Origin of the sequence: Cellulomonas chitinilytica (assembly GCF_016862675.1) — a bacterium.
Taxonomy (GTDB): Bacteria; Actinomycetota; Actinomycetes; order Actinomycetales; family Cellulomonadaceae; genus Cellulomonas; species Cellulomonas chitinilytica.
Genome location: NZ_BONK01000005.1, coordinates 104,859 through 130,647 on the forward strand (window position 1 = coordinate 104,859; position 25,789 = coordinate 130,647).

25 protein-coding genes are annotated in these 25,789 nt (G+C 74.1%); 17 read left to right on the forward strand and 8 right to left on the reverse strand.

The genetic code is table 11. From position 1 onward, the window contains the following. Position 1: 1 nt before the first annotated feature. Genes Cch01nite_RS08770 through Cch01nite_RS08780 form a run of 3 tightly spaced genes read left to right on the forward strand, consistent with a single transcriptional unit; the run spans position 2 to position 2,614 of the window. Positions 2 to 784 (forward strand): ABC transporter permease, encoded by a 783-nt coding sequence (locus tag Cch01nite_RS08770; protein WP_203751482.1) that lies wholly within the window; start codon positions 2 to 4, stop codon positions 782 to 784. Beyond that, positions 781 to 1,797, forward strand: a complete 1,017-nt coding sequence (locus Cch01nite_RS08775) for an ABC transporter substrate-binding protein (RefSeq protein WP_203751484.1) — start codon at positions 781 to 783, stop codon at positions 1,795 to 1,797. Before Cch01nite_RS08770 ends, Cch01nite_RS08775 begins: the two co-directional genes overlap by 4 nt. Continuing rightward, complete coding sequence (locus Cch01nite_RS08780) at positions 1,775 to 2,614, forward strand: ABC transporter ATP-binding protein (RefSeq protein WP_203751499.1); 840 nt, start codon at positions 1,775 to 1,777, stop codon at positions 2,612 to 2,614. The genes Cch01nite_RS08775 and Cch01nite_RS08780 overlap by 23 nt, the downstream gene beginning before the upstream one ends. Before the next feature lie 2 nt (positions 2,615 to 2,616). Here Cch01nite_RS08780 and Cch01nite_RS08785 read toward each other — a convergent pair whose 3' ends face one another. Continuing rightward, positions 2,617 to 3,321 (reverse strand): alpha/beta fold hydrolase, encoded by a 705-nt coding sequence (locus tag Cch01nite_RS08785; protein WP_239070135.1) that lies wholly within the window; start codon positions 3,319 to 3,321, stop codon positions 2,617 to 2,619. Between the two features lie 44 nt (positions 3,322 to 3,365). Continuing rightward, positions 3,366 to 4,181, reverse strand: a complete 816-nt coding sequence (locus Cch01nite_RS08790) for a matrixin family metalloprotease (RefSeq protein WP_203751502.1) — start codon at positions 4,179 to 4,181, stop codon at positions 3,366 to 3,368. 40 nt (positions 4,182 to 4,221) lie between these two features. Between Cch01nite_RS08790 and Cch01nite_RS08795 the strand changes: the two genes are divergently transcribed. The 5 genes from Cch01nite_RS08795 (at position 4,222) to Cch01nite_RS08815 (ending at position 10,966) form a co-directional block, all read left to right on the forward strand. Then, a complete protein-coding gene (locus Cch01nite_RS08795; RefSeq protein WP_203751505.1) occupies positions 4,222 to 5,157 on the forward strand; it encodes an aminoglycoside phosphotransferase family protein in 936 nt (311 codons plus the stop codon). 73 nt (positions 5,158 to 5,230) lie between these two features. Then, positions 5,231 to 6,343 (forward strand): alanine dehydrogenase, encoded by a 1,113-nt coding sequence (gene ald / locus Cch01nite_RS08800; RefSeq protein WP_203751508.1) that lies wholly within the window; start codon positions 5,231 to 5,233, stop codon positions 6,341 to 6,343. Positions 6,344 to 6,412: 69 nt separating this feature from the next. Further along, positions 6,413 to 7,447, forward strand: a complete 1,035-nt coding sequence (locus tag Cch01nite_RS08805) for an NAD-dependent epimerase/dehydratase family protein (RefSeq protein WP_203751511.1) — start codon at positions 6,413 to 6,415, stop codon at positions 7,445 to 7,447. A gap of 55 nt (positions 7,448 to 7,502) precedes the next feature. Further along, positions 7,503 to 9,590 (forward strand): M3 family metallopeptidase, encoded by a 2,088-nt coding sequence (locus Cch01nite_RS08810; protein WP_203751514.1) that lies wholly within the window; start codon positions 7,503 to 7,505, stop codon positions 9,588 to 9,590. 26 nt (positions 9,591 to 9,616) lie between these two features. Then, entirely contained in the window at positions 9,617 to 10,966 is a 1,350-nt protein-coding gene (locus Cch01nite_RS08815) for a M20/M25/M40 family metallo-hydrolase (RefSeq protein ID WP_203751517.1), read from the forward strand. Positions 10,967 to 11,002: 36 nt separating this feature from the next. Here the strand turns inward: Cch01nite_RS08815 and Cch01nite_RS08820 are convergent, their stop codons facing one another. Then, positions 11,003 to 11,254 (reverse strand): DUF5703 family protein, encoded by a 252-nt coding sequence (locus tag Cch01nite_RS08820; protein ID WP_203751520.1) that lies wholly within the window; start codon positions 11,252 to 11,254, stop codon positions 11,003 to 11,005. A gap of 101 nt (positions 11,255 to 11,355) precedes the next feature. Here Cch01nite_RS08820 and Cch01nite_RS08825 point away from each other — a divergent pair, with 101 nt between their 5' ends. Then, on the forward strand, positions 11,356 to 11,664 hold the full coding sequence (locus tag Cch01nite_RS08825; protein WP_203751523.1) for a primosomal protein: 309 nt from the start codon (positions 11,356 to 11,358) through the stop codon (positions 11,662 to 11,664). Positions 11,665 to 11,671: 7 nt separating this feature from the next. On the opposite strand, the gene Cch01nite_RS08830 is transcribed toward Cch01nite_RS08825, so the two are convergent. Further along, positions 11,672 to 12,634 carry an aldo/keto reductase gene (locus Cch01nite_RS08830; protein ID WP_203751526.1) on the reverse strand — a complete coding sequence of 321 codons (963 nt, stop codon included), beginning with the start codon at positions 12,632 to 12,634 and terminating at the stop codon, positions 11,672 to 11,674. Positions 12,635 to 12,720: 86 nt separating this feature from the next. Here Cch01nite_RS08830 and Cch01nite_RS08835 point away from each other — a divergent pair, with 86 nt between their 5' ends. Next, complete coding sequence (locus Cch01nite_RS08835) at positions 12,721 to 13,611, forward strand: undecaprenyl-diphosphate phosphatase (protein ID WP_203752133.1); 891 nt, start codon at positions 12,721 to 12,723, stop codon at positions 13,609 to 13,611. A 3-nt stretch (positions 13,612 to 13,614) separates the two neighbouring features. Here the strand turns inward: Cch01nite_RS08835 and Cch01nite_RS08840 are convergent, their stop codons facing one another. Beyond that, entirely contained in the window at positions 13,615 to 14,631 is a 1,017-nt protein-coding gene (locus Cch01nite_RS08840; protein WP_239070138.1) for a magnesium and cobalt transport protein CorA, read from the reverse strand. Positions 14,632 to 14,687: 56 nt separating this feature from the next. Here Cch01nite_RS08840 and mshC point away from each other — a divergent pair, with 56 nt between their 5' ends. Then, positions 14,688 to 15,938, forward strand: a complete 1,251-nt coding sequence (gene mshC / locus Cch01nite_RS08845; RefSeq protein ID WP_203751529.1) for a cysteine--1-D-myo-inosityl 2-amino-2-deoxy-alpha-D-glucopyranoside ligase — start codon at positions 14,688 to 14,690, stop codon at positions 15,936 to 15,938. Positions 15,939 to 15,970: 32 nt separating this feature from the next. Here the strand turns inward: mshC and Cch01nite_RS08850 are convergent, their stop codons facing one another. Continuing rightward, positions 15,971 to 16,972 (reverse strand): alpha/beta hydrolase family protein, encoded by a 1,002-nt coding sequence (locus Cch01nite_RS08850; protein ID WP_203751532.1) that lies wholly within the window; start codon positions 16,970 to 16,972, stop codon positions 15,971 to 15,973. A 107-nt stretch (positions 16,973 to 17,079) separates the two neighbouring features. Beyond that, positions 17,080 to 17,937, reverse strand: coding sequence for a PAC2 family protein (locus tag Cch01nite_RS08855; protein WP_203751535.1), 858 nt, complete (start codon positions 17,935 to 17,937; stop codon positions 17,080 to 17,082). Positions 17,938 to 18,020: 83 nt separating this feature from the next. Between Cch01nite_RS08855 and Cch01nite_RS08860 the strand changes: the two genes are divergently transcribed. Next, complete coding sequence (locus Cch01nite_RS08860; protein ID WP_239070140.1) at positions 18,021 to 18,722, forward strand: HAD family hydrolase; 702 nt, start codon at positions 18,021 to 18,023, stop codon at positions 18,720 to 18,722. A gap of 4 nt (positions 18,723 to 18,726) precedes the next feature. Here the strand turns inward: Cch01nite_RS08860 and Cch01nite_RS08865 are convergent, their stop codons facing one another. Then, positions 18,727 to 19,674 (reverse strand): RecB family exonuclease, encoded by a 948-nt coding sequence (locus Cch01nite_RS08865; protein ID WP_373309913.1) that lies wholly within the window; start codon positions 19,672 to 19,674, stop codon positions 18,727 to 18,729. Between the two features lie 73 nt (positions 19,675 to 19,747). Here Cch01nite_RS08865 and Cch01nite_RS08870 point away from each other — a divergent pair, with 73 nt between their 5' ends. The 5 genes from Cch01nite_RS08870 (at position 19,748) to Cch01nite_RS08890 (ending at position 25,789) form a co-directional block, all read left to right on the forward strand. Continuing rightward, a complete protein-coding gene (locus Cch01nite_RS08870; RefSeq protein ID WP_203751538.1) occupies positions 19,748 to 20,893 on the forward strand; it encodes a site-2 protease family protein in 1,146 nt (381 codons plus the stop codon). A 41-nt stretch (positions 20,894 to 20,934) separates the two neighbouring features. Then, positions 20,935 to 21,942, forward strand: a complete 1,008-nt coding sequence (locus Cch01nite_RS08875) for a tRNA (adenine-N1)-methyltransferase (RefSeq protein ID WP_203751542.1) — start codon at positions 20,935 to 20,937, stop codon at positions 21,940 to 21,942. A gap of 201 nt (positions 21,943 to 22,143) precedes the next feature. Then, positions 22,144 to 23,778 (forward strand): proteasome ATPase, encoded by a 1,635-nt coding sequence (gene arc / locus Cch01nite_RS08880; RefSeq protein ID WP_203751553.1) that lies wholly within the window; start codon positions 22,144 to 22,146, stop codon positions 23,776 to 23,778. A gap of 43 nt (positions 23,779 to 23,821) precedes the next feature. Further along, a complete protein-coding gene (dop, locus tag Cch01nite_RS08885; RefSeq protein ID WP_275407181.1) occupies positions 23,822 to 25,447 on the forward strand; it encodes a depupylase/deamidase Dop in 1,626 nt (541 codons plus the stop codon). A 144-nt stretch (positions 25,448 to 25,591) separates the two neighbouring features. Next, a complete protein-coding gene (locus Cch01nite_RS08890; protein ID WP_203751555.1) occupies positions 25,592 to 25,789 on the forward strand; it encodes a ubiquitin-like protein Pup in 198 nt (65 codons plus the stop codon).

A 25,789-nucleotide genomic window follows, 5' to 3' on the forward strand; every position in this document is an offset into this window, starting at 1 on the left:
CGTGCGTCGCTGGCGTCGTCTGTTCGCTCCGACGGTCGCCGGGCTCGTGCTCCTCGTCGGCTGGGAGGTCGGCGTGCGTGCGTCCGGCCTCCCGGCCTTCGTGCTGCCGGCGCCGTCGCAGGTCGCCCGCACCGCGGTCGACGTCGCGCCCCTGCTGGGCGGCCACGTCGTCACCACGTTGACCGAGGCCGGCCTGGGGCTGCTCGTCGGGGCCGTCGTCGGGCTCCTGCTCGCCGTGCTCATCGCGGCGTTCCCGTGGGTGCAGGACACCGTGTACCCGCTGGTCACGCTCACGCAGACCGTGCCGACCGTGGTGCTCGCACCGCTGCTCATCCTGTGGGCCGGGTTCGGCCTGCTGCCGAAGGTGGTGCTCGTCGCGCTCACGGCGTTCTTCCCGGTGCTCGTCGCCGCGGTGACCGCGATGGCAGCCGTCGACGCGGAGCACGCCGAGATGGTCGCCGGCCTGGGCGGCACCCGGCGGCACCAGTTCTGGCTCGTCCAGCTCCCGGCGTCCGTGCCGGGCGCGCTCGGCGGCCTGCGTGTCGCCGCGACGTACGCGATCGGTGCGGCCGTCGTCGCCGAGTACCTCGCCGGCCAGAGCGGCCTGGGCGTGCTCGTCCAGCGGTCGCGCAAGGGGTACGCGGTGGACCAGATCCTCGTCGCCGTCGTCCTCGTGGCCGTGCTCACCGGCCTGCTCTTCCTGCTCGTCGACGGCCTCGCGCGGCTCGCGACCCCGTGGCAGCGCCCGTCGACCCCCTCTCGTCCCGGAAGGACCCCCGCATGATCACCCCCGTCTCCCGCGCCCGCCTGCTCGCCGCCACGGCGAGCGTCGCCCTGCTCGCGGCGTGCTCGACAGCCGACGCCTCCGACCAGCAGTCCGGCCCCGCCCTGCGGGCCGTCTCCGTGGTGCTGGACTGGTCGCCGAACACGAACCACTCAGGCCTCTACCTCGCGCAGGAACGCGGCTACTTCGCCGACGCAGGGATCGACCTGACGATCCTGGAACCGGGGGACACCTCGGGTCTGCAGCTCGTCGCCGCGGGCAAGGCCGACTTCGCCTACTCGGTGGCGGAGGGGCTCGTGCCGGCACGACAGCAGGGCGCGGACGTCGTCTCGGTCGCCACGGTGATCCAGCACAACACGTCCAGCCTGGTCTCCCTGACGTCGTCGGGCATCACGAGGCCGCGCGACCTCGCCGGCCACGCGTACGGGTCGTACGGCTCGGAGCTCGAGGAGGCGCTGCTGCGCACCCTCGTCGCGTGCGACGGCGGCGACCCGGACGCGGTGACGTTCGCACCCCTGGCCAGCGACGACTTCCGCATCGGCCTCACGGAGCACCAGTTCGACACCGCGTGGGTGTTCGACGCGTGGGAGACGATCCAGCTGCGTGAGATCGACGGGCTCGACGTCTCGACGATCCCGTTCATCGACCACACGGACTGCATCCCCGACTGGTACACCCCGCTCGTCGCGACGTCGCAGCAGCACCTCGACGACGACCCGGACCTCGTGCGCGACTTCCTCGGGGCCCTCACGCACGGCTACGAGGACGCGATCGCCGACCCCGCGGCCGCCGTCGACGCCCTGCACGCGGCCGCGCCCGAGGTCGACGAGCAGCTGCTCACCCTCAGCGCGCAGTGGCTCGCGCCGCGGTACACCGACGACCCCGAGCACTGGGGCGTGCAGGAGGCGAAGGTCTGGGACGACTTCGTCGCGTTCCTGCAGGACCACGACCTCGCCGACGCGGACTTCGACACGGCCGCGGCCTGGACCGATGACTACCTCCCCGTCGACTGAGGCGGTCGTCGCGCCGGGGGACGTGACGCCGGCACCGGCGCTGGAGGTCGTCGGGCTGACCGTCACGTTCCCCGCCGTCGGGCGCCGGGGCACGGACGTCGTCGCGCTCCGGGACGTCGACCTGCGGGTCGCGGCCGGGGAGTTCGTCGCGGTCGTCGGCCCGTCGGGCTGCGGCAAGTCGACGCTGCTGCGCGTGCTCGCGGGCCTGACGCCGGCCGGTGCGACGGTCGACGCGCGGGCGGTGACGACCCCCGTCGACGCGTCCGGCGCCCGGGCCACGGCCTGGATGCCGCAGCGCGACGGGTTGCTGCCGTGGCGACGGGCGTGGTCGAACGCGCTCGTGGGGGCCCGGATCGCGGGCGTCGACCGCGCGGTGGCGGACGCCCGGGCCCGCGCCCTGTTCGACGCGTTCGGCCTCGCCGGGTTCGAGCGGGCGTGGCCGCACGAGCTGTCGGGCGGCATGCGTCAGCGGCTCGCGCTGCTGCGCACGTGCCTGCCCGGCCGCCCGGTGCTGCTGCTCGACGAGCCGTTCGGCGCACTCGACGCCATCACGCGGCGACGCATGAACGGGTGGCTCGCCGGCCTCGACCTGGCGGGCCACGGACGACCGGACGGTGCCGGCCGGGCGGTCGTGCTCGTCACGCACGACGTGGACGAGGCGCTGCTGCTCGCGGACCGGGTGGTGGTGCTCTCCGACCGGCCGGGACGGGTCGTCCTCGACCTGCGCGTGCCACGAGGGGACCCCACGGCCGCGCGGCAGGTGCTGCTCGAGGCGCTCGACCCGCAGGGGGGGACGAGCGCCTCGGGTGGTGCCTGAGCTCAGAGGGTGACGGGGGCGACCGGGGCGGCGCCGTGGTGCCGCAGCTCGTGCAGCGCGTCGAACAGCACTCGGTTGAACGCCGTCGGCGCATGCGAGTTCACGTCGTGGCCCGCGCCGGGCACCACGGTCAGCCGGGTGCCCGGCCGGGCCGTGAGGTAGCGGCGCTCGTCCAGGCGCAGCGGGTCGCGGCGACCGTTGACGAGCCACACCGGCAGGTGCGTCCGGCGCAGGTCGGCCAGCGGCGAGTACCCCGCGAGCGCCGAGAGCATGTCGGTGACGACGTGCCAGGTCCCGCCACCGAGGCGGAACGCCCGCGTGACGAGCGTCGACGCCCGCCGGTACGCGTGCAGGGGCTTGCCCTTGATCTCCGTGGAGCAGCCCGCGAGGACCACGCCGGCGAGCTTGTGCTGGTGCTTGCCGGCGTACGCGAGGCACGCGTAGCCGCCCAGCGACAGGCCGACGAGCAGCGGGGCGACCGAGAACGACGCGACGGCGTCGTCGATCGCGGCGAGGGCACCGTCGAGGCTGAACCGCTCGTGCGACCGCGTGCCGTGGCCCGGCAGGTCGAGCGCGAGCGTGGGGTGACCGGAGACGTTCAGGGCGTCCACCTGCTGCTGCCAGATGGCGGACGACGTGCGCGTGCCGTGCACGAAGATGATCGGACGATCGATGGGGTGCTCCTCAGGGAGGCGCGTGCGTGGCACGCGATGACGCGAGACTAATCGGCATTCCTGGGTGGAACCTGAAGTCACACATCACGTGCACAGGATCCGGCGCCCAGCAGTGCGAGCCCCGCGCGGTCGCCCGCGGCGAACGACGTCACCGCCAGGTTCGTCCGCGGGTACATGAGCTGGGTGGGGTCGTCCACGTGCGCGAGGCCGACGAGGTGCCCGAGCTCGTGCGTGATCACGCCGATCGCGACGTCCCTGCCGTGCGGGGCCGCGAGCAGGCGGTCGAGCTCGTCGGCGTCGATCGTCACGGCACCCGTCACGTACGTCGTGCGCCCGTCGCGGGTGAGCGCAGCCGAGCCGCCGGTCCCGGCGACGTCGCCCGCCAGTCCGGGGGTCTCCGACGCGGTCGACCACGCGATCAGCACGGGCGCCCAGCGCCTGCCGTAGCGGTCCGGCTGGTACGCCGCCCGGTCGGGGTCCGGGGCCTCGTCCGTCGGGCCGTCCCCCACGAACCGCAGCCCGGTCGCGTGCGCGACCCGGTCGATCGCGGTCCGGAGCAGCTCGTCGGCGCCGTCCGGTGCGTGGTCGGGCCGGACCACGTAGTGGACGGGCCGGCACGGGCTGTACGTGACCGGCCCGGACCCGTCGGGCTGCATCGCCGAGAACGTGTACGGACCGGTGTCGTCGACGGACTCCGCCGGGGGAGCGCCCAGCGGCAGGCGTGCCTCCTCGAGGCCCGCGGGCGGCCCGGAGGACGGCAGGGCGGCGGACACCCACGACCGGCCGCCGAGCACGGCGACGGCCAGGACCGCCCCGGCCGCGAGCGTCCGCAGCAGCCGGGAGGGCCGCCGCGGGGCGGTCGCGAGACCGCTGGCCGTGTCGTCGTGGTGCACCGTCGCCGTCGTCGGAACCCCCGATCGCTACCCTCGGCACGTGCCCGAGGTGACCGTGCCCACGATCCTGCACGACGGCGTCGGTCGCACGGCCGAGGGCCGCGACTGGATCGCACGGCTCCCGGACCTCGTCGGTCGTGCCGCCCGGCGCTGGGACCTGCGGCTCGGTGAGCCGTTCGCCGACGGCTCCGCGTCGTGGACGGCGCCCGCGGAACGGCGGGACGGCACCGCCGCGGTGCTGAAGGTCTCGTTCCCGCACGACGAGGCGCGGCACGAGGCCGACGCGCTGCGTGCGTGGCACGGTCACGGCGTGCCGCTGCTCCTGGCCGACGACCCCGACGACTGGGCGCTCCTGCTCGAACGGGTCACGCCGGGAGCACCCCTGAGCGCGTCGACCTCCCCCGCGCAGGACCGGCTGCTCGTCGGGGCCCACGTGCTGCGCGACCTCCTCGACGCACCCGGGGCGGCCCTCGTCGCCGTGCCGTCGATGACCGACGTCTGCAGCCGGTGGGCCACCGTCCTGGAGGAGCGGGCGGACCGCGCCGGGCAGCGGGTCGGCCGGCTGGTCGACCCCGGTCTCGTCCGGGAGGCCGCCGACCTGCTCGTCCGGCTCCCCGGCGAGGTGCCGGGGGCCGTGGTGCACGGGGACCTGAACCCCGGCAACGTGCTGCACGGGTCCGGCGAGCGGTGGGTCGCGATCGACCCCAAGCCGAGGCGCGGCGACCCCGCCTACGACCTGTGGCCGCTGGTCGAGCAGGTCGACGACCCGTTCGCCCGTCCGGACCCCGTCGCCACCCTGCGGACCCGGGTGCCGCTCGTCGCCGACGCCGTCGGGCTCGACCCGCAGCGCGTCGCCGGGTGGGGTGTCGCACGCGGCGTCGAGTCCGCGCTGTGGTGGTGGTCCGTGTCCGGCGACGGCGCGGCCCTGCGGGACGGGCTCGCACGGTCGGCGTCGTGGGCGCGACTCCTCGGGTGACATCTCGTCCCCGTACTGCCGTGAGGCCGCCGGACGACGACACTGGCGGGAGGACGAGCGGAAAGGACCACCGATGCGCATCGGCATCCCGTGCGAGGTCAAGAACCGTGAGTACCGCGTCGCGCTGACGCCCGCGGGCGCGCACGAGCTGGTCCGGCACGGCCACGACGTGCTCGTCGAGACCGGCGCCGGCGCCGGCTCCGCGATCCCCGACGAGCAGTACATCCACGCAGGTGCGCGGGTCGTCCCCGACGCCGCGCACGTGTGGGGCGACGCCGACCTGGTGTGCAAGGTCAAGGAGCCCGTGCCGGACGAGTTCGGGTACCTCCGCAAGGACCTCGTGCTGTTCACCTACCTGCACCTGGCCGCCGACCGCCCCACCACCGACGCCCTGCTCGACGGCGGGACCACGTCCATCGCCTACGAGACCGTCCAGCTCCCCGACCGGTCCCTCCCTCTCCTCGCGCCCATGAGCGAGGTCGCCGGACGCCTCGCGACGCAAGTCGGGGCCTACCACCTGATGAAGAACGAGGGCGGTTCCGGTCTGCTCCTCGGGGGCGTCCCGGGCGTCGACGCCGCGAAGGTCGTCGTCCTCGGCGCCGGCGTCGTCGGGCGTCACGCCGCGGAGATCGCGGTCGGCATGCGTGCCGACGTCACCATGCTCGACGTGTCGATGCCCCGCCTGCGCGAGGTCGACACCGCGTTCGGCGGGCGCGTGCGCACGCTCGCGTCGAGCGCCTGGGTGCTCGAGCGGGAGGTCGTCGACGCCGACCTCGTCATCGGCGCGGTCCTCGTGCCCGGCGCGCGCGCACCGCACCTCGTCTCCGACGCCGTCGTCGCCCGGATGCGGCCCGGGTCCGTCCTCGTCGACGTCGCCGTCGACCAGGGCGGCTGCTTCGAGTCGACACGCCCGACCACGCACGACGACCCGACGTTCCGGGTGCACGACGCCGTCTTCTACTGCGTCGCGAACATGCCCGGCGCTGTGCCCGTGACGTCGACCCGCGCGCTCACGAACGTCACGCTGCCGTACCTCACGGCGCTCGCGGACCTCGGGTGGCGGCAGGCGGTGGCGGCCGACCCGGCGCTCGCGGCGGGGCTCACCACGGATGCGGGCTTGCTGTTCAACACCGCCGTCGGCGAGGCGCACGGCTACCCGGTCGCGGACCTCGCGGACGCGGTCTGACCGTCTGCCGTCGGCAGAACCCCGGCCGGTCCCGGGGCGGCGCACGACCGTGCGTCCTACCGTGCCGTCATGGCGACGGCTCTGGTGATCGGCGGCGGCGGGCAGATCGGGCGGCTGGCCGTACCCGCGCTCGTGGCCGACGGGTGGGACGTGCGGGTGCTGGCGCGCGACGCAGCCGCGCACGGTCCGCGGGTCGCCGCGTGGGGCGCCGAGCTCGTGGTCGGCGACCGCCACGACCCGGCCGTGCTCGACCGGGCGCTGGGTCACGGCGTCGACGTCGTGGTCGACGTCGTCGCCTACGACGACACCGACGCCGAGCCGCTCCTGGCGCGCCGCGACCGGATCGGGTCGGCCGTCGTCGTGTCGAGCGCCGCCGTGTACGTCGACGCGCACGGCGACGGGTTCGAGACCGACGAGTTCGGGGCGTTCCCCCTGCCCGTCGACGAGGACCAGCCGACCGTCGCCCCGGGCCGCGGCTCGTACGCGACGGGCAAGGTCGCGCTCGAGCTCGCGTGGCGGGCGGCCGGTGACGTCCCGGCCACGGTGCTGCGGCCCGGCGCGATCCACGGCCCCGGCTGCCGTCAGCCTCGGGAGTGGACGTTCGTGAAGCGCGTGCTCGACGGCCGCGACGTGCGGGTCCTCGCCTACGACGGGGCGAGCCGTTTCCACACGACGTCGACGCAGGTGCTCGCCGAGCTCGTGCGCCTCGCCGCCGGGGCTCCGGGCGACCGGGTCCTCAACGCCGCCGACCCCGGGGCGCCGACGGTCGCGGAGATCGGCGTCGCCGTCGACGAGGCCCTCGGCGTCCGGACCCGCACCGTCACGGTCCCCGGCCCGCCGGTGGACGACGTCGGCCTCACGCCCTGGTGCGTGCCCCGGCCGATGGTCCTGGACATGTCACGGGCGCAGCGCTCGCTCGGCTACGTCGCGCCCGGCGTCTACGCGCAGACGGTCCGGCCGGCGGTCGAGTGGCTCGTCGAGCAGGCCAGGGCGGGGGACTGGCGCGCCGCGTTCCCCGGGTTCGCCCGGATGGAGGCCATGGGCGACTTCTTCCCGTACGCGGCCGAGGACCGGTACCTGGCAGGCGTCGCCCGGGACGGGTGAACGGCCGGGGCGTCGTGCCCGGCGGGTGCCCGCCCGCTCGGGGATGATGACCGCCATGACCGACACGACGCTCGCCGCGGACAACCCCTTCGCGGCACCCTCGCCCCTGCCGTACGCGCTCCCCGACCACACCCGGATCCGCGCGGAGCACTACCGTCCCGCCCTGCTCGCCGGCATGGCCGCGCACCGCGCGGAGGTCGAGTCGGTCGCGACCGACCCGGCCCCGCCGACGGTCGAGAACACGCTGGTCGCCCTGGAGCGGTCCGGCCGGCTGCTGCACCGGGCGGCCACGTCGTTCTACAACCAGGCGAGCAGCGACTCGAGCCCCGAGCTCGACGCCGTCGAGGGGGAGGTCGCGCCGCTCATGGCGGCGCACCACGACGCCACCTACCTCGACGTGCGGCTGTTCGACCGCGTCGAGGCGCTGCACGCCGCGGCCGAGGCGGGCGACCTCGACCTGGAGCCCGACACCGCCTGGCTCCTGCACCGCACCCGCACGGCGTTCGTCCGCTCGGGCGTCCGCCTCGACGCCGACGCGCAGGAGCGGCTGCGTGCGCTCAACGCGGAGATCACGTCGCTCGAGACGACGTTCGGCCGGGACCTGCTCGCGGCCACCAACGCCGCGGCCGTCCTGGTCACGGACGAGGACGAGCTCGACGGCATGCCCGACGACGCCCGTGCGGCGGCCGCCCTGGCGGCGAAGGAGCGCGGCCACGACGACGGCTGGCTCGTCGAGCTGCAGCTGCCCACGCAGCAGGCGCCGTTGGCCATGCTGCGCGACCGAGGGCTGCGCGAACGGATCTTCCGGGCCTCGGCGACCCGTGGCGGCGTCGAGGGGCCGCACGACACGCGCCCGACGATCCTGCGCCTCGTGCGGTTGCGCGCCGAGCGTGCGCAGCTCCTCGGCTACGACCATCACGCGGCGTACGTGGCGGCGGACGCGACGGCGAAGTCGGCGCAGGCCGTCGCGGACCTCCTCGGGCGGCTCGCGCCGGTCGCCGTCGCGAACGCGAAGGCCGAGGCCGCAGATCTGGAGGCGGCCCTCGTGCGCGACCACCCCGGCGCCGTGCTCGAGCCGTGGGACTGGGCGTACTACGCCGAGCAGGTCCGCAAGGAGCGCCGTTCGCTGGACGACGCGCTGCTGCGCCCGTACCTCGAGCTGGAGCGGGTGCTGGCGGACGGCGTGTTCCGGGCGGCGAACGCCCTGTACGGCCTGACGTTCGCGGAGCGGCACGACCTGGTCGGCTACCACCCGGACGTCCGCGTCTTCGAGGTGTTCGACGCGGACGGCAGCGGCGTGGGCCTGTTCCTCGGCGACTTCTGGACGCGTGAGAGCAAGCGCGGCGGCGCGTGGATGAACAACCTCGTCGACCAGTCGACGCTGCTCGACGAGCGGCCCGTCGTGGTCAACAACCTCAACATCCCGAAGCCCCCCGAGGGTGAGCCGACGCTGCTCACGTGGGACGAGGTGATCACCGCGTTCCACGAGTTCGGTCACGCGCTGCACGGGCTGTTCTCGGCGGTGCGGTACCCGTCGCAGTCGGGCACGGAGGTGCCGCGGGACTTCGTCGAGTTCCCGTCGCAGGTCAACGAGATGTGGGCGTGGGACCCGTCGATCGTGCGGGCGTTCGCGCGGCACCACGAGACCGGTGAGCCGATGCCGTCCGAGTGGGTGGACACGCTGCTCGCGGCCCGCCAGGACGGCGAGGGGTTCGCGACCACGGAGTACCTCGCCGCCGCGCTGCTCGACCAGGCCTGGTACCGCCTCGCGCCCGACGAGGTGCCGACCGACCCGGACGACGTCGTGCGGTTCGAGGCGCAGGCGCTGGCCGCGGCGGGCGTCGACTTCGCCCCGGTGCCTCCGCGGTACCGCACGACGTACTTCAACCACGTGTTCGGCGGCGGGTACTCGGCGGGCTACTACTCGTACATCTGGTCCGAGGTCCTCGACGCCGACACGGTCGAGTGGTTCCGCGAGAACGGCGGCCTGCGCCGCGAGAACGGCGACACGTTCCGCGCGCGGCTGCTGTCCCGCGGCGGCTCCGTGGACCCGCTGCAGGCGTTCCGTGACCTGCGCGGCCGGGACGCGGACATCGGGCCGCTGCTCGCGCGCCGCGGACTGCTGGGAGCCGGGGAGCAGTGACCGCGCGGGCCGGTACGGTGGTCGGCATGCCCGATCCTCGTACCGGCCCTGCCGCGCCCCTGACCAGCCAGCCCACCGCGCAGGACGAGGTCGTCGGGATCTGTCGTGACCTCATCCGGTTCGACACGTCGAACTACGGCGACGGCTCGGGCCCGGGGGAGCGCGCCGCCGCGGAGCACGTCATGGGGCTGCTCACGGAGGTCGGCCTGGACCCGGAGCTGTTCGAGAGCGAGCCGGGCCGTTCGAGCGTCGTCGTGCGCCTGGAGGGCGAGGACTCGTCCCGCCCCGCGCTCGTGCTGCACGGTCACCTCGACGTGGTGCCCGCGCGCGCCGACGACTGGACGGTCGACCCGTTCGCGGCGGAGGAGACGGACGGTCTCGTGTGGGGCCGCGGGGCCGTCGACATGAAGGACATGGACGCGATGATCCTGGCGGTCGTCCGCCAGATGGTCCGCGAGGGCCGCCGGCCCGCCCGGGACGTCGTCGTGGCGATGTTCGCCGACGAGGAGGCGGGCGGCACGTACGGCGCCCGCTGGGCCGTCGACCACCGCCCGGACCTGTTCGAGGGCGCGACGGAGGCGATCAGCGAGGTCGGCGGCTTCTCGGTCGACGTCGGCGGGCGCCGCGCGTACCTGCTGCAGACCGCGGAGAAGGGCCTGTCGTGGCTGCGGCTCGTCGCGGACGGCCGGGCCGGGCACGGCAGCCAGGTGAACCGCGACAACGCCGTGACCCACCTCGCGGACGCGGTCGCACGGATCGGCCGGCACCCGTGGCCCGTGCAGCTCACCCCGACCGTGCACGCGTTGCTGCAGGGTGTCGCCGACCTCACCGGGCTCCCGTTCGACGGCGAGGACCCGTCGTCGGTCGACGCGCTCGTCACGGCGCTCGGTCCGGCCGGGAAGTTCGTCGGCGCCACGCTGCGCCACACCACCAACCCGACGCAGCTCACCGCCGGGTACAAGGCGAACGTGATCCCGGGCAGCGCCGAGGCCACCGTGGACGGCCGCTTCCTGCCCGGTCTCGAGGACGAGTTCGTCTCGACGGTCGCCCACCTGGCCGGTGAGCACGTGCGTCTCGAGCGGATCCACCACGACGTCGCGCTCGAGGCGCCCTTCTCGGGGAGCCTGGTCGACGCGATGGTCGACTCGCTGCTCGCGGAGGACCCCGAGGCGACGGTCCTGCCGTACACGCTGTCCGGCGGCACCGACAACAAGTCGCTGTCCCGGCTGGGCATCACCGGCTACGGGTTCGCGCCGCTGCGGCTGCCGGACGACCTCGACTTCGCGGGCATGTTCCACGGCGTCGACGAGCGCGTCCCGACGGACGCCCTGCGGTTCGGCACCCGGGTGCTCGACCGGCTGCTGCGCTCCTGCTGACGGGTCCGGGCCGGCCGGTGCCGGCCCGGACCTCGTTCAGTCGTCGTCGGGGAGCGAGAGCGTGCTGCGTACCCGGATGATCTTGCGCCGCAACCAGACCTTGCGTCCGCCGCCCGCGAACAGGCGGGTCCGGGCCAGCTCCCAGCGCCCGTACTCGGCCTGCTCCGTCAGCATCTGCCGGGCCTCGTTCCGGCTGGTGGAGGGCGGGATCGTCACGACCCTGACCTCGTACTGACCACCCTGGGACACCCAGTCCTGGCGCTTCGTCCCCGTCTGACCGTTTGCCATCCGCCACCCCGTCCCGCGTGCCGTGCACGCGTCGCCGTCCCACCGGTGCCGACCGACCTTACGCGGTGCCATTGTGCCCCGCGCGGCGCTACGGTCGTCGCATGACCGTCGACCCGCGTGCCGCGCTGGACCGCCTGATCGCAGCCCTCGAGGCCCACTACAACGCCGTCGTGTCCAAGCACGGCGACGACGACCCGGCCGTCGACGACGCGTACGACGTCCTGGCGGACGCGTTCGAGGTGTACGACGACGCGCTGGGCACGGTCCACGGCGAGGCGACGCCGTTCTACCTCGCGGAGGAGGACGACGAGGAGGACGACGAGGACGAGGTCGACGACGACGAGGTCGACGAGGACGACTACGACGCCGACGACCTCGCGGACGAGCCCACGGGCCTCGGCAGCCGCTGAGGCGGCCTCAGAACCTCTCGGGGTAGCCGACCTCGGGTGCGCTGACCTCGTCGAGCGCACGCCGCAGCTCGACGGGCAGCTCCAGGTCCTCGGAGGCGAGCGACCCGCGCAGCTGTGCGGCGGTCCGCGCGCCGACGACGGCCGAGCTCACCCCCGGGCGCCCGCGCAGCCAGGCGAGCGCGACCTCGAGGGGTGTGCGCTCGAGCCCGTCGGCGGCCGTGGCGACGGCTTCGACGACCGCCGCGGAGTCGCGTCCGAGGTACGGCTCGACGAACCCCGCGAGGTGCGGTGACGCGGCCCGCGAGTCGGCGGGGATGGTGCGCCGGTACTTGCCGGTGAGCACGCCGCGGCCGAGCGGCGACCACGCGAGCGCACCGACGCCGAGCGCGGCGGCCGCGGGCAGTACCTCGCGCTCGACGCCGCGCTGGAGCAGCGAGTACTCGGCTTCCACGGCGGCGAGCCCCGTGTCGCCCTCGAGGAGCGTCGCGGCGCGGGCGACCTGCCACCCGGCGTGGTTGGCGAGGCCGACGTACCGGGCGCGGCCGCTCGTGACGGCGAGGCGGAGCGCGGAGACGGTCTCGTCGAGCGGGGTCCGCGGGTCCGGGGACTGCACGAGGAACAGGTCGACGTGGTCGGTGCCGAGCCGGGCCAGCGACGCGTCGAGCGAGGTGAGCAACGCGCCGCGCGACCCGTCGACGACGGCGCCCGAGCCTGTCCGCCGGACACCGGCCTTGGTGCACAGCACGACCTCGTCACGGGCGACCACGTCGCCGAGCAGCGTGCCGATGAGCTCCTCGGCACCACCGTCGGCGTACGACGCGGAGGTGTCCAGCAGCGTGCCGCCCGCGTCGACGAAGTCGCGCAGCTGTTCGGCCGCCTCGTGCTCGTCCGTGTCGCGGCTCCACGTCATGGTGCCGAGTCCGAGCCGCGAGACGCGCAGGCCCGTGCGGCCGAGATGGCGCTGTTCCATGAGGCGCAACAGTAACCGCGGTGCCCATGACCTCCGGGGACGGCCCGCCGGGCCAGGTGGCCCGGCTAGGGTTGCCGCTCGTGAGCATGGGTGCTGGTGAAGCGATCCTCCTCGGTCTGGTCCAGGGCCTGACCGAGTTCCTGCCTGTGTCGTCGAGCGCGCACCTGCGCATCGTCGGCGAGCTGATCGGGTCGTCGGACCCCGGCGCGGCGTTCACCGCGATCACCCAGCTCGGCACCGAGTCCGCGGTGATCCTGTACTTCCGCCGTGACATCGCCCGGATCTGCTCGGCGTGGTGGAGCGCGGTGCGGGGCGACCGCGGCCCGGACTGGCGGTCCCGGGCGGGCCTGCCGAACGACCGTCCGGCGGACCACGACGCCCTCATGGCCTGGTTCATCGCGCTCGGCTCGGTGCCGATCGTCGTGCTCGGGCTGCTGTTCCAGGACGCGATCGAGCAGACGTTCCGCAACCTGTGGCTCATCGCGTTGACGCTCGCCGGGTTCGGCCTGTTCCTCGGCTGGGCGGACCGCCGCGGCGCGCACGCCCGCCCGCTGGACGACCTGACCCCGAAGGACGCGATCAAGTTCGGGCTGTGGCAGTCGCTCGCGCTGATCCCCGGGGTGTCGCGGTCCGGCGGCACGATCACCGGTGGCCTGCTCATGGGCTACACGCGGGAGGCGGCCGCGCGGTACTCGTTCCTCCTCGCGATCCCGGCCGTGTTCGGGTCGGGGCTGTTCCAGCTGGCCAAGAGCGCGGGCGACTTCGGGCACGCCGGCACGCCCGGGTTCGGTGCGACCCTGCTCGCGACGGTGATCGCGTTCTTCGTCGGGTACCTGGTCATCATCGTGTTCCTGAAGATCGTCTCGACGTTCAGCTACGCACCGTTCGTCTGGTACCGCGTCGGCCTGGCGGTCCTCGTCGTGCTCCTGCTGCTCACGGGCGTGCTCGACGCGAGCTCCGCGCCGGCGAACGCCTGACCTCTACAGCCAGCCGGACCGGCGGAACACGCGGAACAGCACCCAGCAGGCGACGGCCATGCCGAGCAGCGACAGCGGGTAGCCGAACGTCCAGCCGAGCTCGGGCATGTGCCGGAAGTTCATGCCGTAGATGCCGGCGACGAGGGTCGGGACGGCGATCATCGCCGCCCACGCCGAGATCTTGCGCATGTCCTCGTTCTGCTGGACGGAGACCTGCGAGAGGTGCGCCGAGAGCATGTCGCCCAGCAGCCGGTCGTGCGCGTCGAGGTGACGGTCGACCCGGTCGGTCGTCACCTGCAGGCGGCGCAGCCACGGTCGCGCGCGCTCGCCGCCGGCGGCGTCCTCGGCCTCGGCCAGCAGGTCGGGCAGCACGGTCGTGACCGGGCCGAGGGCGTGCCGGGCCTCGGCGATCTCCCGCTTGAGGTCGTAGATCTGCTCGACGGACCGGGTGCGCCGGTCCGTCGAGAACACGACGCGCTCGGTGTCCGCGGTGGCCTCCCCGAGCGCGATCTCGACGTCCGAGGCGGTCGCGACGAGCGTGAGGAGCACGGCCGCGAGCACCTGCTGGACGCCGTGGTCCGGGACGGCGGCGCCGGTCGTCAGCTTCTCCTCGGCGTGCTCGACCACGCCCGCGTCGCCCAGCTCGCACATGAGCAGGACGTCGCGCCCGACGACGCACGTGAGCGCACCGGTGTGCACGTCGCGCGTCTGCTCGACGTAGGACAGCGTCGGGACCGTCAGCACGAGCTCCCCGTCGGTCGTGCGGTCCACGCGAGCCCGCATCGGGTGCCTCGGGGACACCGGATGGGCGCTCGGTCCGCGGTGCTCGAGCGCGGCGACCACGTCCTCGCCGAGCCCGTACCGCCGTGCCGCGTCGACCAGCAGGGCGGGCTCGGGGACGACGACCCACCGCGCCCCGCCGCCGGGCGCCTGCCCACCGGCGAGCGGCCGCCACCCGTCGGGGGTCTGCTCGCACACGCGCTCGGCGCGGTCGTCCGGGGCCGGTGTCGTCGTCTCCACGGCTGCATCGTGACACCGCGCGCCGTCACGTGTGCGCCGGAGGCTAGGCTTCCGCCGTGCTCACCTGGCCGACCCCGCCGATCCCTCAGCTTCCCGGACGCGGTGCACCGGTCCAGGTCCGCGACTCCTCGACCGGCCGCCTGGTCGTCGCCGCCGCCGGTCACGAGGCGACGTTGTACGTCTGCGGCATCACGCCGTACGACGCGACCCACATGGGGCACGCCGCCACGTACGTCGCGTTCGACGTGCTCGGCCGGGCGTGGCGCGACGCGGGCCACACGGTCCGGTACGCCTCGAACGTCACGGACGTCGACGACCCGCTGCTGGAGCGTGCGACGGCGACGGGCGTCGACTGGCGGACCCTCGCGGTCGAGCAGACCGCCCTGTTCGCCGAGGACATGACGGCGCTGGGCGTGCTGCCGCCCGACACGTACCTCGGGGTCGTCGAGTCGATCCCCGCCGTCGTCGACGCGGTCCGCGCGCTGCTGGACGTGGGAGCCGCCTACCGTGTCCCGACGCCGGGCTCGTCAGGCCTCGGTGACGTGTACGCCGACCTGGCGAAGGACGCCGACTTCGGGGCGGTGGCCGGCCTGGACGACGACACGATGCGGGCGCTGTTCGCCGAGCGCGGGGGAGACCCCGACCGGGACGGGAAGCGGTCGCCGCTCGACCCGCTGCTGTGGCGCTCCGAGCGTCCGGGCGAGCCCGCGTGGGACGGCGGCGAGCTGGGTCCCGGCCGACCGGGCTGGCACATCGAGTGCGCCGTCATCGCGCGTGAGGGTCTCGGGCTGCCGTTCGACGTCGAGGGCGGCGGCTCCGACCTGCTCTTCCCGCACCACGAGATGAGCACGTCGCACGCGCGGCTGCTCGACTCCGGCGAGGGCGCCCGGGTGCACGTGCACACCGGGATGGTCGGGCTCGACGGCGAGAAGATGAGCAAGTCCCGCGGCAACCTCGTGCTCGTGTCCCGGCTGCGGGCCGACGGCGTGGACCCGATGGCCGTGCGCCTCGCGATCCTCGCGCACCGGTACCGCGACGACTGGGACTGGACCGACGCCGGTCTGCACGCCGCGCAGGAGCGCCTCGAGCGCTGGCGGAGCGCGGTGTCCGGCAACGGCGGACCCGACGCGACCGCGCTGCTGGCGGGAGTCCGGGCCGCGGTCGCCGACGACCTGGACACGCCGACCGCGCTCGCCGCGGTCGACACCTGGGCGCAGGAGTCCCTGGCGGGGACGGCCCAGCCCGTCGAGGGCGCCCCGGGTGTGGTCGCCCGCACGATCGACGCGCTGCTGGGCATCCGGATCTGACGCGGTCGCTGAGGTGCCGCGACCCGGCAGTCTCAGCGGTGCCCGTCGAGGAACTCGACCACCTGCCGCATCGCGTCGTCGAACGTCGGCTCCAGCGCGTGGTTCGCACCCGGCAGCACGACGAGGCGCGCGTCGCCCCCGGCGGCGTTCCACGCCGCGACGGTCGTGCTCGCCCACGCGGGGTCGACGACCTCGTCGGCGTCGCCCTGCAGGACGAGCACGGGCATGTGCGCGCGGTCGGCGAACGTCGTGGTGGTCACGTCGGTCCAGAACTGCGGCTGGACCTGCGGGTTGCCGCGGGTGCCGAGCTCTCCGGCCGGGTCCAGCGCGACCTGCATGAACTTCTCGACGTTCTGCCACGGGACGGCGCTCGACGGCGAGATGGCGACGACGGCGTCCATCGCCTCCGGCGCCACGACGGCGGTGTTGAGGGAGATCCGGCCTCCCTGCGAGTGCCCGACCAGCGCGACGCGGTCCGGGTCGAGCTCGGGGACGCCCCCGGCGGCGACGGCACCGAGCGCCGCGACGACGTCCTGCGTCGCCCCGACCTCCATGTCCGGCATCCGCTCGGGGTCAGGGCTCGACGACCCGTAGTTGCGCAGGTCCGTCGCCAGGACGGCGTACCCGGCGGCAACGAGCGCGGACTGCATCCCGAGCGCCGACGTGCTCGGCTCGTACTCCCGGGGCGGCTGGTATCCGTGCACGAAGACGACGACCGGGAACGGCCCGTCGCCCGCGGGCAGGTCGAGGATCCCGCTGATCGTGAGGTCGCCGCTCGGGTACGTCACGTCGAGGCGCCGGAACGGGGTGCCGTCGCCGAGCCGCTCGCCCCGCACGGTCAGCGCGCCGGGCGCGGTCGGTTCGTCGATGAGCGTGCGCAGCGTGCGGTCCGTCGTGGGCGCGGGCAGCGTGCTCGTGGGCGAGGCGCTCGCGTGCGGCTCGGCCCCGCCGGGCGCGCAGGCGCCGAGGAGCGCGAGCGCCGTCGCGACGGCGGCGGTGACGAGCAGGGACGAGGAGGCGCGGCGAGTCGGCACGGACCGGACCGTAGCGCCATCCCGCGGTGCGCGTGGTGACTTTCGGTCGAAACGCCGAAACTCTCGGTGGAACCCGCAGAGGCGCGGCCTCGCAGGTCAGGGGCCCGTCAGCCGCCGGTGCCCTTGTCCCGTCGTCGCAGGTACCGCTCGAACTCCTGCGCGATGGCCTCGCCGCTCGCCTCCGGCAGGTCGGCCGTGTCCTTGGCCTCCTCGAGCTGGCGCACGTACTCGCCGATCTCGTTGTCCTCACCGGCCAGCTCGTCGACGCCGTGCTGCCAGGCGACCGCGTCGTCGGGCAGCTCGCCCAGCGGCACGGGCTCGCCGAGGAGCTGCTCGATGCGGTGCAGGATCGCGAGGGTCGCCTTCGGCGACGGCGGGTGGGCCACGTAGTGCGGGACGGCCGCCCACAACGACATCGCGCGCATCCCGCGGACGGCCGCCTCGTGCTGGAGCACCCCGACGATGCCTGTCGGGCCCTCGTAGGTGTTCGGGTCGAGCCCGATGAGCTCGCGCAGGTGCGGGTCCTCGCTCGTGGAGTTCACCGGGATCGGCCGGGTGTGCGGCACGTCGGCCAGCAGCGCCCCGACCGTCACGACCGTACGGACGCCCATCCCGGCGGCGATGTCGAGCAGCTCGGCGCAGTACCGCCGCCAGCGCATCGACGGCTCGATCCCGTGCACGAGCACCACCCGGCGACCGGTCCGGTTCGCGTCCGCGAGGGCGACCGCGGTCGTCGGCCACGTGATCTCCCGCGTGCCGTCGGGGCCGGGGCCGATGACGGGCCGGTTCACCTGGAAGTCGTGGTACTCCTCCGGGTCGAGCTCGTCGACCTGCTCGGCGTCCCACACCTCGTGGAGGTGCTCGAGAGCCTGCGTCGCGGCTGATCCCGCGTCGTTCCAGCCCTCGAAGGCGGCGAGCATCACCGGCTCGTCGTCGGGGAGCTCTGCGGGTCCGTGCTCGCTCATCCACCCAGCGTAGGACGCTTGCCCCGCGCACCCTCGCAAGGGGTGGTCCGAGGGCGCGCCGGGGCGTGCCTAGCATGGAGGCCATGCCTACCCCTTCGGACGACGTCCTCGCGCCCGCCCTGCCGCCCGCCGTGCTCTGGGACATGGACGGCACCCTCATCGACACCGAGCCGTTCTGGATCGCGGCGGAGATCGAGCTCGTCGAGGCGCACGGCGGTGTGTGGACGCACGAGGACGGCCTCAACATGGTCGGCAGCTCGATGGACGTCTCGGCGGGCATCCTGCGCTCGCGCGGGGTGGACCTGCCGGACGACGAGATCGCGGCGTTCCTCAACTCCCGCGTCGCCGCGGGTGTCGCCGCCGGCATCCCGTGGCAGCCGGGTGCGGAGCGCCTCCTGAAGGACCTCAAGGCCGCGGGTGTGCCCATGGCCCTCGTGACGTCGTCGTTCCGTGTGCTCGCGGAGCCGTTCGCGCAGGCGGCGCCGTTCTTCGACGTCGTCGTCGCCGGGGACGACGTCGCACGACCGAAGCCGGACCCGGAGCCGTACCTGCGTGCCGCCGAGGGCCTCGGGGTGGACGTCACGGCGTGCGTCGCGTTCGAGGACTCGCGGTCGGGCATCGCCTCGGCGGTGGCGTCGGGTGCACGGGTCGTCGCGATCGAGGTCATGCAGCCGGTCGCCCCACGGCCCGGCCTGAGCCGGGTGGCGTCGCTCGAGGACGTCGCGCTCGACGACCTCGCGAGGATCGCCGGGGGCGACGAGCTGGACCTTCGCCCCGCCGGCTGACCGGTCAGGCGGCCGGCGTCACTGCCAGGGGAGTCACACCGATCGCGCGCTCCACGGCGCCCTCCGGCACCTCCGGCGGCGTTCCGCCGAACGCCGGGCACAGCGCGCGGAACGAGCACCAGTCGCACAGCTTCGACGGCCGGGGCCGCCAGTCGCCGGTGCGAGCCGTCTCCTGGATGCCGGCCCAGATGGACCGCACGCGCGCCTCGAACGTGACCATCTCCGGCTCGGTCGGCTCGTGCTTGAGGACGACGCCGTCGCCCAGGTACTCGAGCTGGAGCAGCTTCGGGAGCACGCCCCTCGTCCGCCAGATCACGTAGGCGTAGAACCGCATCTGGAACAGCGCGGAGCTCTCGAACCCCGCGCGGGGCGACCGCCCGGTCTTGTAGTCGACGACCCGCACCCACCCGTTCGGCGCGACGTCGACCCGGTCGACGATCCCGCGCAGCTGCGGCCCGTCCTCGAGCTCCGTCGTCACCGCCAGCTCCCGTTCGCGCGGCTGCAGGCGGGTCGGGTCCTCGAGCGTGAAGTAGGTGGCGAGCAACCGTTCGGCGCTCGTGAGCCAGTCCGTGAGCTCGTCGGGCGTCGCGAACATCTCGGTCACCTGGGGCGAGCGTTCCCGCAGCTCGTCCCACCGCTGCGGGAGCAGGCCGGTGGCGGCCTCGAGCGTGCGTTCCACCGCGGGCAGGTCGAAGAGGTGCTCGAGCACCGCGTGCACGAGCGTGCCACGCGCGGCCGCGACGCTGGGCGGCTCGGGCAGGCGGTCCACGACCCGGAGCCGGAACATCAGCGGGCACTGCAGGAAGTCGTTCGCGCGCGACGGCGACAGACCCGGCTTCGAGGGCGGCCGCGCGGCGGTCGCCTCGACCTGCGCCTCGACGAGCTCCTCCACGGAGTCGTCCTGCGCCGTCGCCAGGTCCGGCACCACCTCGTCGACGTCCTGAGAGCTCACACGACGAGGGTAGGCGCCGGCACCGACATGCAGGCCGCACGGGCCCGCGCGTCGCGCCACCTAGGCTGATCGCGTGAGCACCCCGCCCCCCGCCCGACGGACCTCCGGCTGGGTCATCGGCCGTGCGGCCGGCGCGCCGATCATCCTGGCGCCGAGCTGGCTGCTCGCCGCGCTCGTCCTCACGCTGCTGTTCGCGCCGACGGTGCGGAGCCGGATCGGGGACGTCGGCGCGGGCGTGTACGTCGTCGCCCTGGTGTTCGTGGTCCTGCTCTTCGCGTCGGTGCTCGTGCACGAGCTGGCGCACGGGCTCGTCGCCCGGGCCCGGGGCCAGCAGCCGCACGAGTTCGTGCTCACGCTGTGGGGCGGCCACACGTCGTTCGGCGGTGCGGCGCCCACGCCCGCCACGAGCGCGCTGATCGCCGTGGTGGGGCCGCTCGCGAACCTCGTCCTCGGCGGGGTGTTCCTCGTCGCGGCGCGCGCGGTGGACGCGACCTCGTCGGGCGAGCCCGGGATCACGAGCCTGCTGCTGTACTCCGGTGCGATCACGAACGGCTTCGTGGGTCTGTTCAACCTCGTCCCCGGCCTGCCGCTCGACGGGGGGCGCGTGCTGGAGGCGGTCGTCTGGGCGGCCACGAAGGACCGGCACACCGGCACGGTCGTCGCCGGCTGGTGCGGTCGTGTCGTGGCGGTCGGCGTGTTCGCCTGGGCCCTGCTGCTGCCGCTCGTGCAGGGCTACCAGCCGAACATCGGCGAGGTGCTGTGGGCGGCGCTCATCGGCGCGTTCCTGTGGTCCGGCGCGTCCGGCGCGGTGCGCGGGGGCAAGGCGCAGCGCGCGGTCGACCAGGTCACGTTCGCCACCGTGGGCCGCCGCGCGGCGACCGTCGGGCACGCCGACTCGGTGGCACGTGCCGGTGCGGCCGCGGCCGCGGCCGGCGCGCAGGAGGTCGTCGTCCTGTCGCCCGACGGCCGTCCCGCGGCCTACGTCGACCGCGCCGCCGCCGCGTCCGTACCCGCGGAGGCGGCGGGCACCACACCCGTGACGGCGGTCGCCGTGCCGCTGCCGGTGGGGGCCGTCGTCGACGCGTCGCTGACCGGCTCGGCCCTCGTCCAGGCGGTCGGGCAGGCCACCCGGCTCGCCCCGGTCGTCGCGGCGACCGTCGACGGCCGGGTCGTCGGCCTCATCCGCGCGACGGACGTCATCGCCGCGATCCGGTCCTAGGCGACCGGCCGGGGTGCGTCGGGCTCCTAGACTGGTGGCCCGTGACCACCGACTCCCAGCCCGCCGGCGCCGCACAGCGGCGCGGTCCCTTCCGCACGGGTGACCGCGTGCAGCTCACCGACCCGCGCGGCAGGCTGCACACGATCACCCTGGCCCCCGGGGGGACGTTCCACACCCACCGCGGCTACTTCACGCACGACGAGCTGATCGGTGCCCCCGAGGGCTCGGTCGTCCGGAACACGGCGGGCATCGAGTACCTCGCGGTGCGGCCCCTGCTCGCGGACTACGTGCTGTCGATGCCGCGTGGCGCGGCGGTCGTCTACCCCAAGGACGCGGGCCAGATCGTCGCGATGGCGGACATCTACCCCGGTGCGCGCGTCATCGAGGCCGGGGTCGGCTCGGGCGCGCTGACGATGTCGCTGCTGCGCGCGGTCGGTGACGGCGGCTCGCTGCACTCGATCGAGCGGCGCGAGGACTTCGCCGCGATCGCGCGCGGCAACGTCGAGGGCTTCTTCGGTGGCCCGCACCCCGCGTGGCGGCTGTCCGTCGGCGACCTCGCGGACGTGCTGCCGGTCGTCGCGGAGCCCGGCTCCGTCGACCGGGTCGTGCTGGACATGCTCGCACCCTGGGAGAACCTCGACGTCGCCGCCCGGGCGCTCGCCCCCGGGGGCGTCCTCATCGCGTACGTCGCCACGACCACCCAGCTGTCCAGGCTCGCCGAGGACGTGCGGTCGGACGGCCGGTACACGGAGCCGGAGGCGTGGGAGTCGATGGTCCGCGGCTGGCACCTGGAGGGCCTCGCGGTGCGCCCGCAGCACCGGATGATCGGGCACACCGGGTTCCTGCTCACCACGCGGCGGCTCGCCGACGGCGTCGAGGCGCCGCTGCGCCGCCGTCGTCCGGCGAAGGGCGCGTACCCCGTCGGGGAGGACGGCGCCCCGGCGGCGGACCCCGAGCTCTGGTCGCCCGAGGCGATGGGGGAGCGTGCGGTCTCGGACAAGAAGCTGCGCCGCGCGCGCCGCGACGTGGGGCAGGCGCCCACCGACTGAGGGCTGCGGTCACGCTCGGGCGTCTCGTCCACCGGACCCGCGTCCGCACCGCGAGACGTTCCGGACACACCGCACCTGTTCGCGCAGACCGGTTGACACTGGTGGTTAGGGTCGTCGGACCAGCAGGCACAGCGCCGTGCACGGTGGTGGCAGACGTGGTTCGAGACACACCCCGGTACGACGCGGAACGGAGGCCGAGACATGACCGACCCGAACGCCCCTGGACGTGACCTGCAGCGCGAGCTCGCGGTGCTCGCGGCGAAGAACGAGCGCCTCAGCGAGGCTCTGGTGGCCGCACGAGAGCAGATCCTCGACCTCAAGCGCCAGGTCGACGACCTCGCCAAGCCGCCCGGGACGTACGCGACGTTCCTCGGCGCCCGCACCGACGGCAGCGTCGACGTGGTGTCGTCCGGCCGCAAGATGCACGTCGGCGCGAGCCCCGCGATCGACGTGCACCGGCTCAAGCCCGGCCAGGAGGTCATGCTCAACGAGGCGCTCACGGTCGTCGAGGCGGGCGGGTACGAGAAGGTCGGCGAGATCGTCACCGTCAAGGAGATGCTCGGCGAGGGCCGCGCCCTCGTGGTCGGTCGCGGCGACGAGGAGCGGGTCGTCCGGTTCGCGGGCCAGGTGCTCGACGCCCCGGTCCGCATCGGCGACGCGCTCACGATCGACTCGCGCAGCGGGTTCGTGTTCGAGGTCATCCCGCGCGCCGAGGTCGAGGAGCTCGTCCTCGAGGAGGTGCCCGACATCGACTACACGGACATCGGCGGGCTCGGGCCGCAGATCGAGGCCATCCGTGACGCCGTCGAGCTGCCGTTCCTGCACCCCGAGCTGTTCCGCGAGCACGGGCTCAAGCCGCCCAAGGGCGTGCTGCTGTACGGCCCGCCGGGGTGCGGCAAGACGCTCATCGCGAAGGCCGTCGCCCACTCGCTCGCCGCCACGGCGGCGGAGGCGCGCGGCGACGACCTCACGGAGGCGCGCAGCTACTTCCTCAACGTCAAGGGCCCGGAGCTGCTGAACAAGTACGTCGGCGAGACCGAGCGGCACATCCGCCTGATCTTCGCCCGGGCCCGCGAGAAGGCGTCGCAGGGGCACCCGGTCGTCGTGTTCTTCGACGAGATGGAGTCGCTGTTCCGCACGCGCGGCACGGGCGTCTCGAGCGACGTCGAGACGACGATCGTCCCGCAGCTGCTCAGCGAGATCGACGGCGTCGAGCGGCTCGAGAACGTCATCGTCATCGGTGCGTCGAACCGCGAGGACATGATCGACCCCGCGATCCTGCGCCCCGGTCGGCTCGACGTGAAGATCAAGATCGAGCGGCCCGACGCCGAGGGCGCCCGCGAGATCTTCGGCAAGTACCTCACGCCGGACCTGCCGATCCACCCCGACGACATCCACGAGCACGGCGACTCCGCGGCTGAGGCCGTCGAGGCGATGATCACGCGGGTCGTCGAGCGGATGTACACCGAGAGCGAGGAGAACCGCTTCCTCGAGGTGACGTACGCGAGCGGCGACAAGGAGGTCCTCTACTTCAAGGACTTCAACTCGGGCGCGATGATCCAGAACGTCGTCGACCGGGCCAAGAAGTCGGCGATCAAGGACCTGCTCTCGACGGGCCAGCGCGGCATCCGGGTCGACCACCTGCTCAACGCGTGCGTCGACGAGTTCCGCGAGAACGAGGACCTGCCGAACACGACCAACCCCGACGACTGGGCCCGGATCTCCGGCAAGAAGGGCGAGCGGATCGTGTTCATCCGCACGATCGTCCAGGGCAAGAAGGGCACCGACGGCTCGCGGACCATCGAGACGGTCACGAGCACGGGTCAGTACCTCTGAGCACGCGCCCGGCGCACGGTCACCGGCCACCTAGGGTGGACCCGTGACCGTGCGCCGCGTGATGGGGATCGAGACCGAGTACGGGATCCTCCAGCCCGGACGGCCCTTGGCCAACCCGATGCTGCTGTCGAGCCACGTCGTCGCCGTGCACGCCGCCGCCCGCGAGGGCGCTCGCACGAAGGCGCGCTGGGACTACGACGACGAGGACCCGCTGCACGACGCGCGCGGCTTCCACCTGCAGCGGGCGTCCGCGCACCCGTCGCTGCTCACGGACGACCCGACGGCGCCGGCCCCGTCCGGGGACGCGAAGGCGTCGTCCGACGGACCGCAGGCCCTGCCGCGCGCGACCACCGAGGAGTACGAGGACCCCGGCGCCGCGAACGTCATCCTCACGAACGGCGCGCGGCTGTACGTCGACCACGCGCACCCCGAGTACTCGTCGCCGGAGGTCACGAACCCGCTCGACGCGGTCCGCTGGGACCGGGCGGGCGAGCTGGTCATGCTCGCCTCGGTGCGGGCGCTCGCCTCGACCGCGGCGCTGCCCGACGTGGCGCTCTACAAGAACAACGTCGACGGCAAGGGCGCCACGTACGGCACGCACGAGAACTACCTCGTGGAGCGGGCCGTGCCGTTCGGCGACCTGGCCGCACGCCTCATCCCGTTCCTCGTCACCCGCCAGGTGTTCACGGGCGCCGGGCGGGTCGGGATCGGTCAGCGCGGCGAGCAGCCCGGGTTCCAGCTGTCCCAGCGGGCCGACTACATCGAGGCCGAGATCGGGCTCGAGACGACGCTGCGCCGCCCGATCGTCAACACGCGCGACGAACCGCACGCCGACCCCGACCGGTGGCGCCGCCTGCACGTCATCATCGGCGACGCGACGATGCTGGAGGTCGCGACGTACCTGCGTCTGGGCACGGCGTCGCTCGTGCTGTGGCTCATCGAGCGGGCGGTCGCCGACGGTGGTGCCGGGGGCGGGCTCGCGATGGTGGACCGCCTGACGCTGCGCGACCCCGTGTCGGCGGTGCACACCGTGAGCCACGACCTGACCCTGACGGCCCGCCTCGAGCTGGCGGACGGGCGGCGGCTGACCGCCCTCGAGATCCAGCGGGAGTACCTCGCCGCGGTCCGGACCGCTCTCGACCACGTCGGCGGCGAGCGGGACGCGCAGACCGTCGACGTGCTGGCGCGGTGGGAGGCCCTGCTCGCGGCCCTGGGCACCGACCCCGCGTCGTGCGCGCGGCAGGTGGAGTGGCTCGCCAAGCTGCGGCTCCTCGAGGGCATGCGCCGCCGGGACAGGCTGGCGTGGGACCACCCGCGGCTCGCCGCGGTGGACCTGCAGTGGTCGGACGTCCGACCGGAGCGCGGCCTGTACCACCGCCTCGTGGCCGCGGGCGCGGTGGACCTGCTCGTCACCCCCGAGCAGGTCGACGATGCCGTCGCCCGCCCGCCCGCCGACACGCGGGCGTTCTTCCGCGGTGAGGTGGTGGCCCGCTACGGGGGTGAGATCTCGGCGGCGAGCTGGGACTCGGTGGTGTTCGACGTGCCCGGCGCGGCGACCCTGCAGCGCGTCCCCATGCGGGACCCGCTGCGCGGGACGCAGGCGCACGTCGGCGACCTGCTGGACCGCTGCCCCGACGCCGCGTCGCTCCTCGTCGCGCTCGGTTCCTGACGACGGTCGAGCCGGCACCTGCGGCCCCGTCGTGGTGTCCTGACCTGCCCAGGTTGTCCGGGACTCGGGCGCGCGACCCGGATGCGTCGGAGGATGGGCCTAGGGTGGTGTCGAGAAGGATCGTCGGTGCACGGGGAGGTCTTCATGGCTGGTCAGGAACAGGTGCGGCCCCGCCGCGACGACGAGGAGCCGGTCGACGGCCCGGACACCCCGACGCCCGCCACGCCCTCGGCTCAGGCCCGGGACGCGGAGGTCGACGCGCTGCTCGACGAGATCGACGACGTGCTCGAGTCGAACGCGGAGCAGTTCGTGCGGGGCTTCGTCCAGAAGGGCGGTCAGTGA

Bases quoted from the DNA above. Each gene is read 5' to 3' on its own strand.
- Cch01nite_RS08775 (WP_203751484.1), top strand. From the start codon at position 781: ATGATCACCCCCGTCTCCCGCGCCCGCCTGCTCGCCGCCACGGCGAGC.
- Cch01nite_RS08780 (WP_203751499.1), top strand. From the start codon at position 1,775: ATGACTACCTCCCCGTCGACTGAGGCGGTCGTCGCGCCGGGGGACGTG.
- ald (WP_203751508.1), top strand. From the start codon at position 5,231: ATGCGCATCGGCATCCCGTGCGAGGTCAAGAACCGTGAGTACCGCGTC.
- Cch01nite_RS08805 (WP_203751511.1), top strand. From the start codon at position 6,413: ATGGCGACGGCTCTGGTGATCGGCGGCGGCGGGCAGATCGGGCGGCTG.
- Cch01nite_RS08810 (WP_203751514.1), top strand. From the start codon at position 7,503: ATGACCGACACGACGCTCGCCGCGGACAACCCCTTCGCGGCACCCTCG.
- Cch01nite_RS08815 (WP_203751517.1), top strand. From the start codon at position 9,617: ATGCCCGATCCTCGTACCGGCCCTGCCGCGCCCCTGACCAGCCAGCCC.
- Cch01nite_RS08820 (WP_203751520.1), bottom strand. From the start codon at position 11,254: ATGGCAAACGGTCAGACGGGGACGAAGCGCCAGGACTGGGTGTCCCAG.
- Cch01nite_RS08825 (WP_203751523.1), top strand. From the start codon at position 11,356: ATGACCGTCGACCCGCGTGCCGCGCTGGACCGCCTGATCGCAGCCCTC.
- Cch01nite_RS08830 (WP_203751526.1), bottom strand. From the start codon at position 12,634: ATGGAACAGCGCCATCTCGGCCGCACGGGCCTGCGCGTCTCGCGGCTC.
- Cch01nite_RS08835 (WP_203752133.1), top strand. From the start codon at position 12,721: ATGGGTGCTGGTGAAGCGATCCTCCTCGGTCTGGTCCAGGGCCTGACC.
- Cch01nite_RS08855 (WP_203751535.1), bottom strand. From the start codon at position 17,937: ATGAGCGAGCACGGACCCGCAGAGCTCCCCGACGACGAGCCGGTGATG.
- Cch01nite_RS08860 (WP_239070140.1), top strand. From the start codon at position 18,021: ATGCCTACCCCTTCGGACGACGTCCTCGCGCCCGCCCTGCCGCCCGCC.
- arc (WP_203751553.1), top strand. From the start codon at position 22,144: ATGACCGACCCGAACGCCCCTGGACGTGACCTGCAGCGCGAGCTCGCG.
- Cch01nite_RS08890 (WP_203751555.1), top strand. From the start codon at position 25,592: ATGGCTGGTCAGGAACAGGTGCGGCCCCGCCGCGACGACGAGGAGCCG.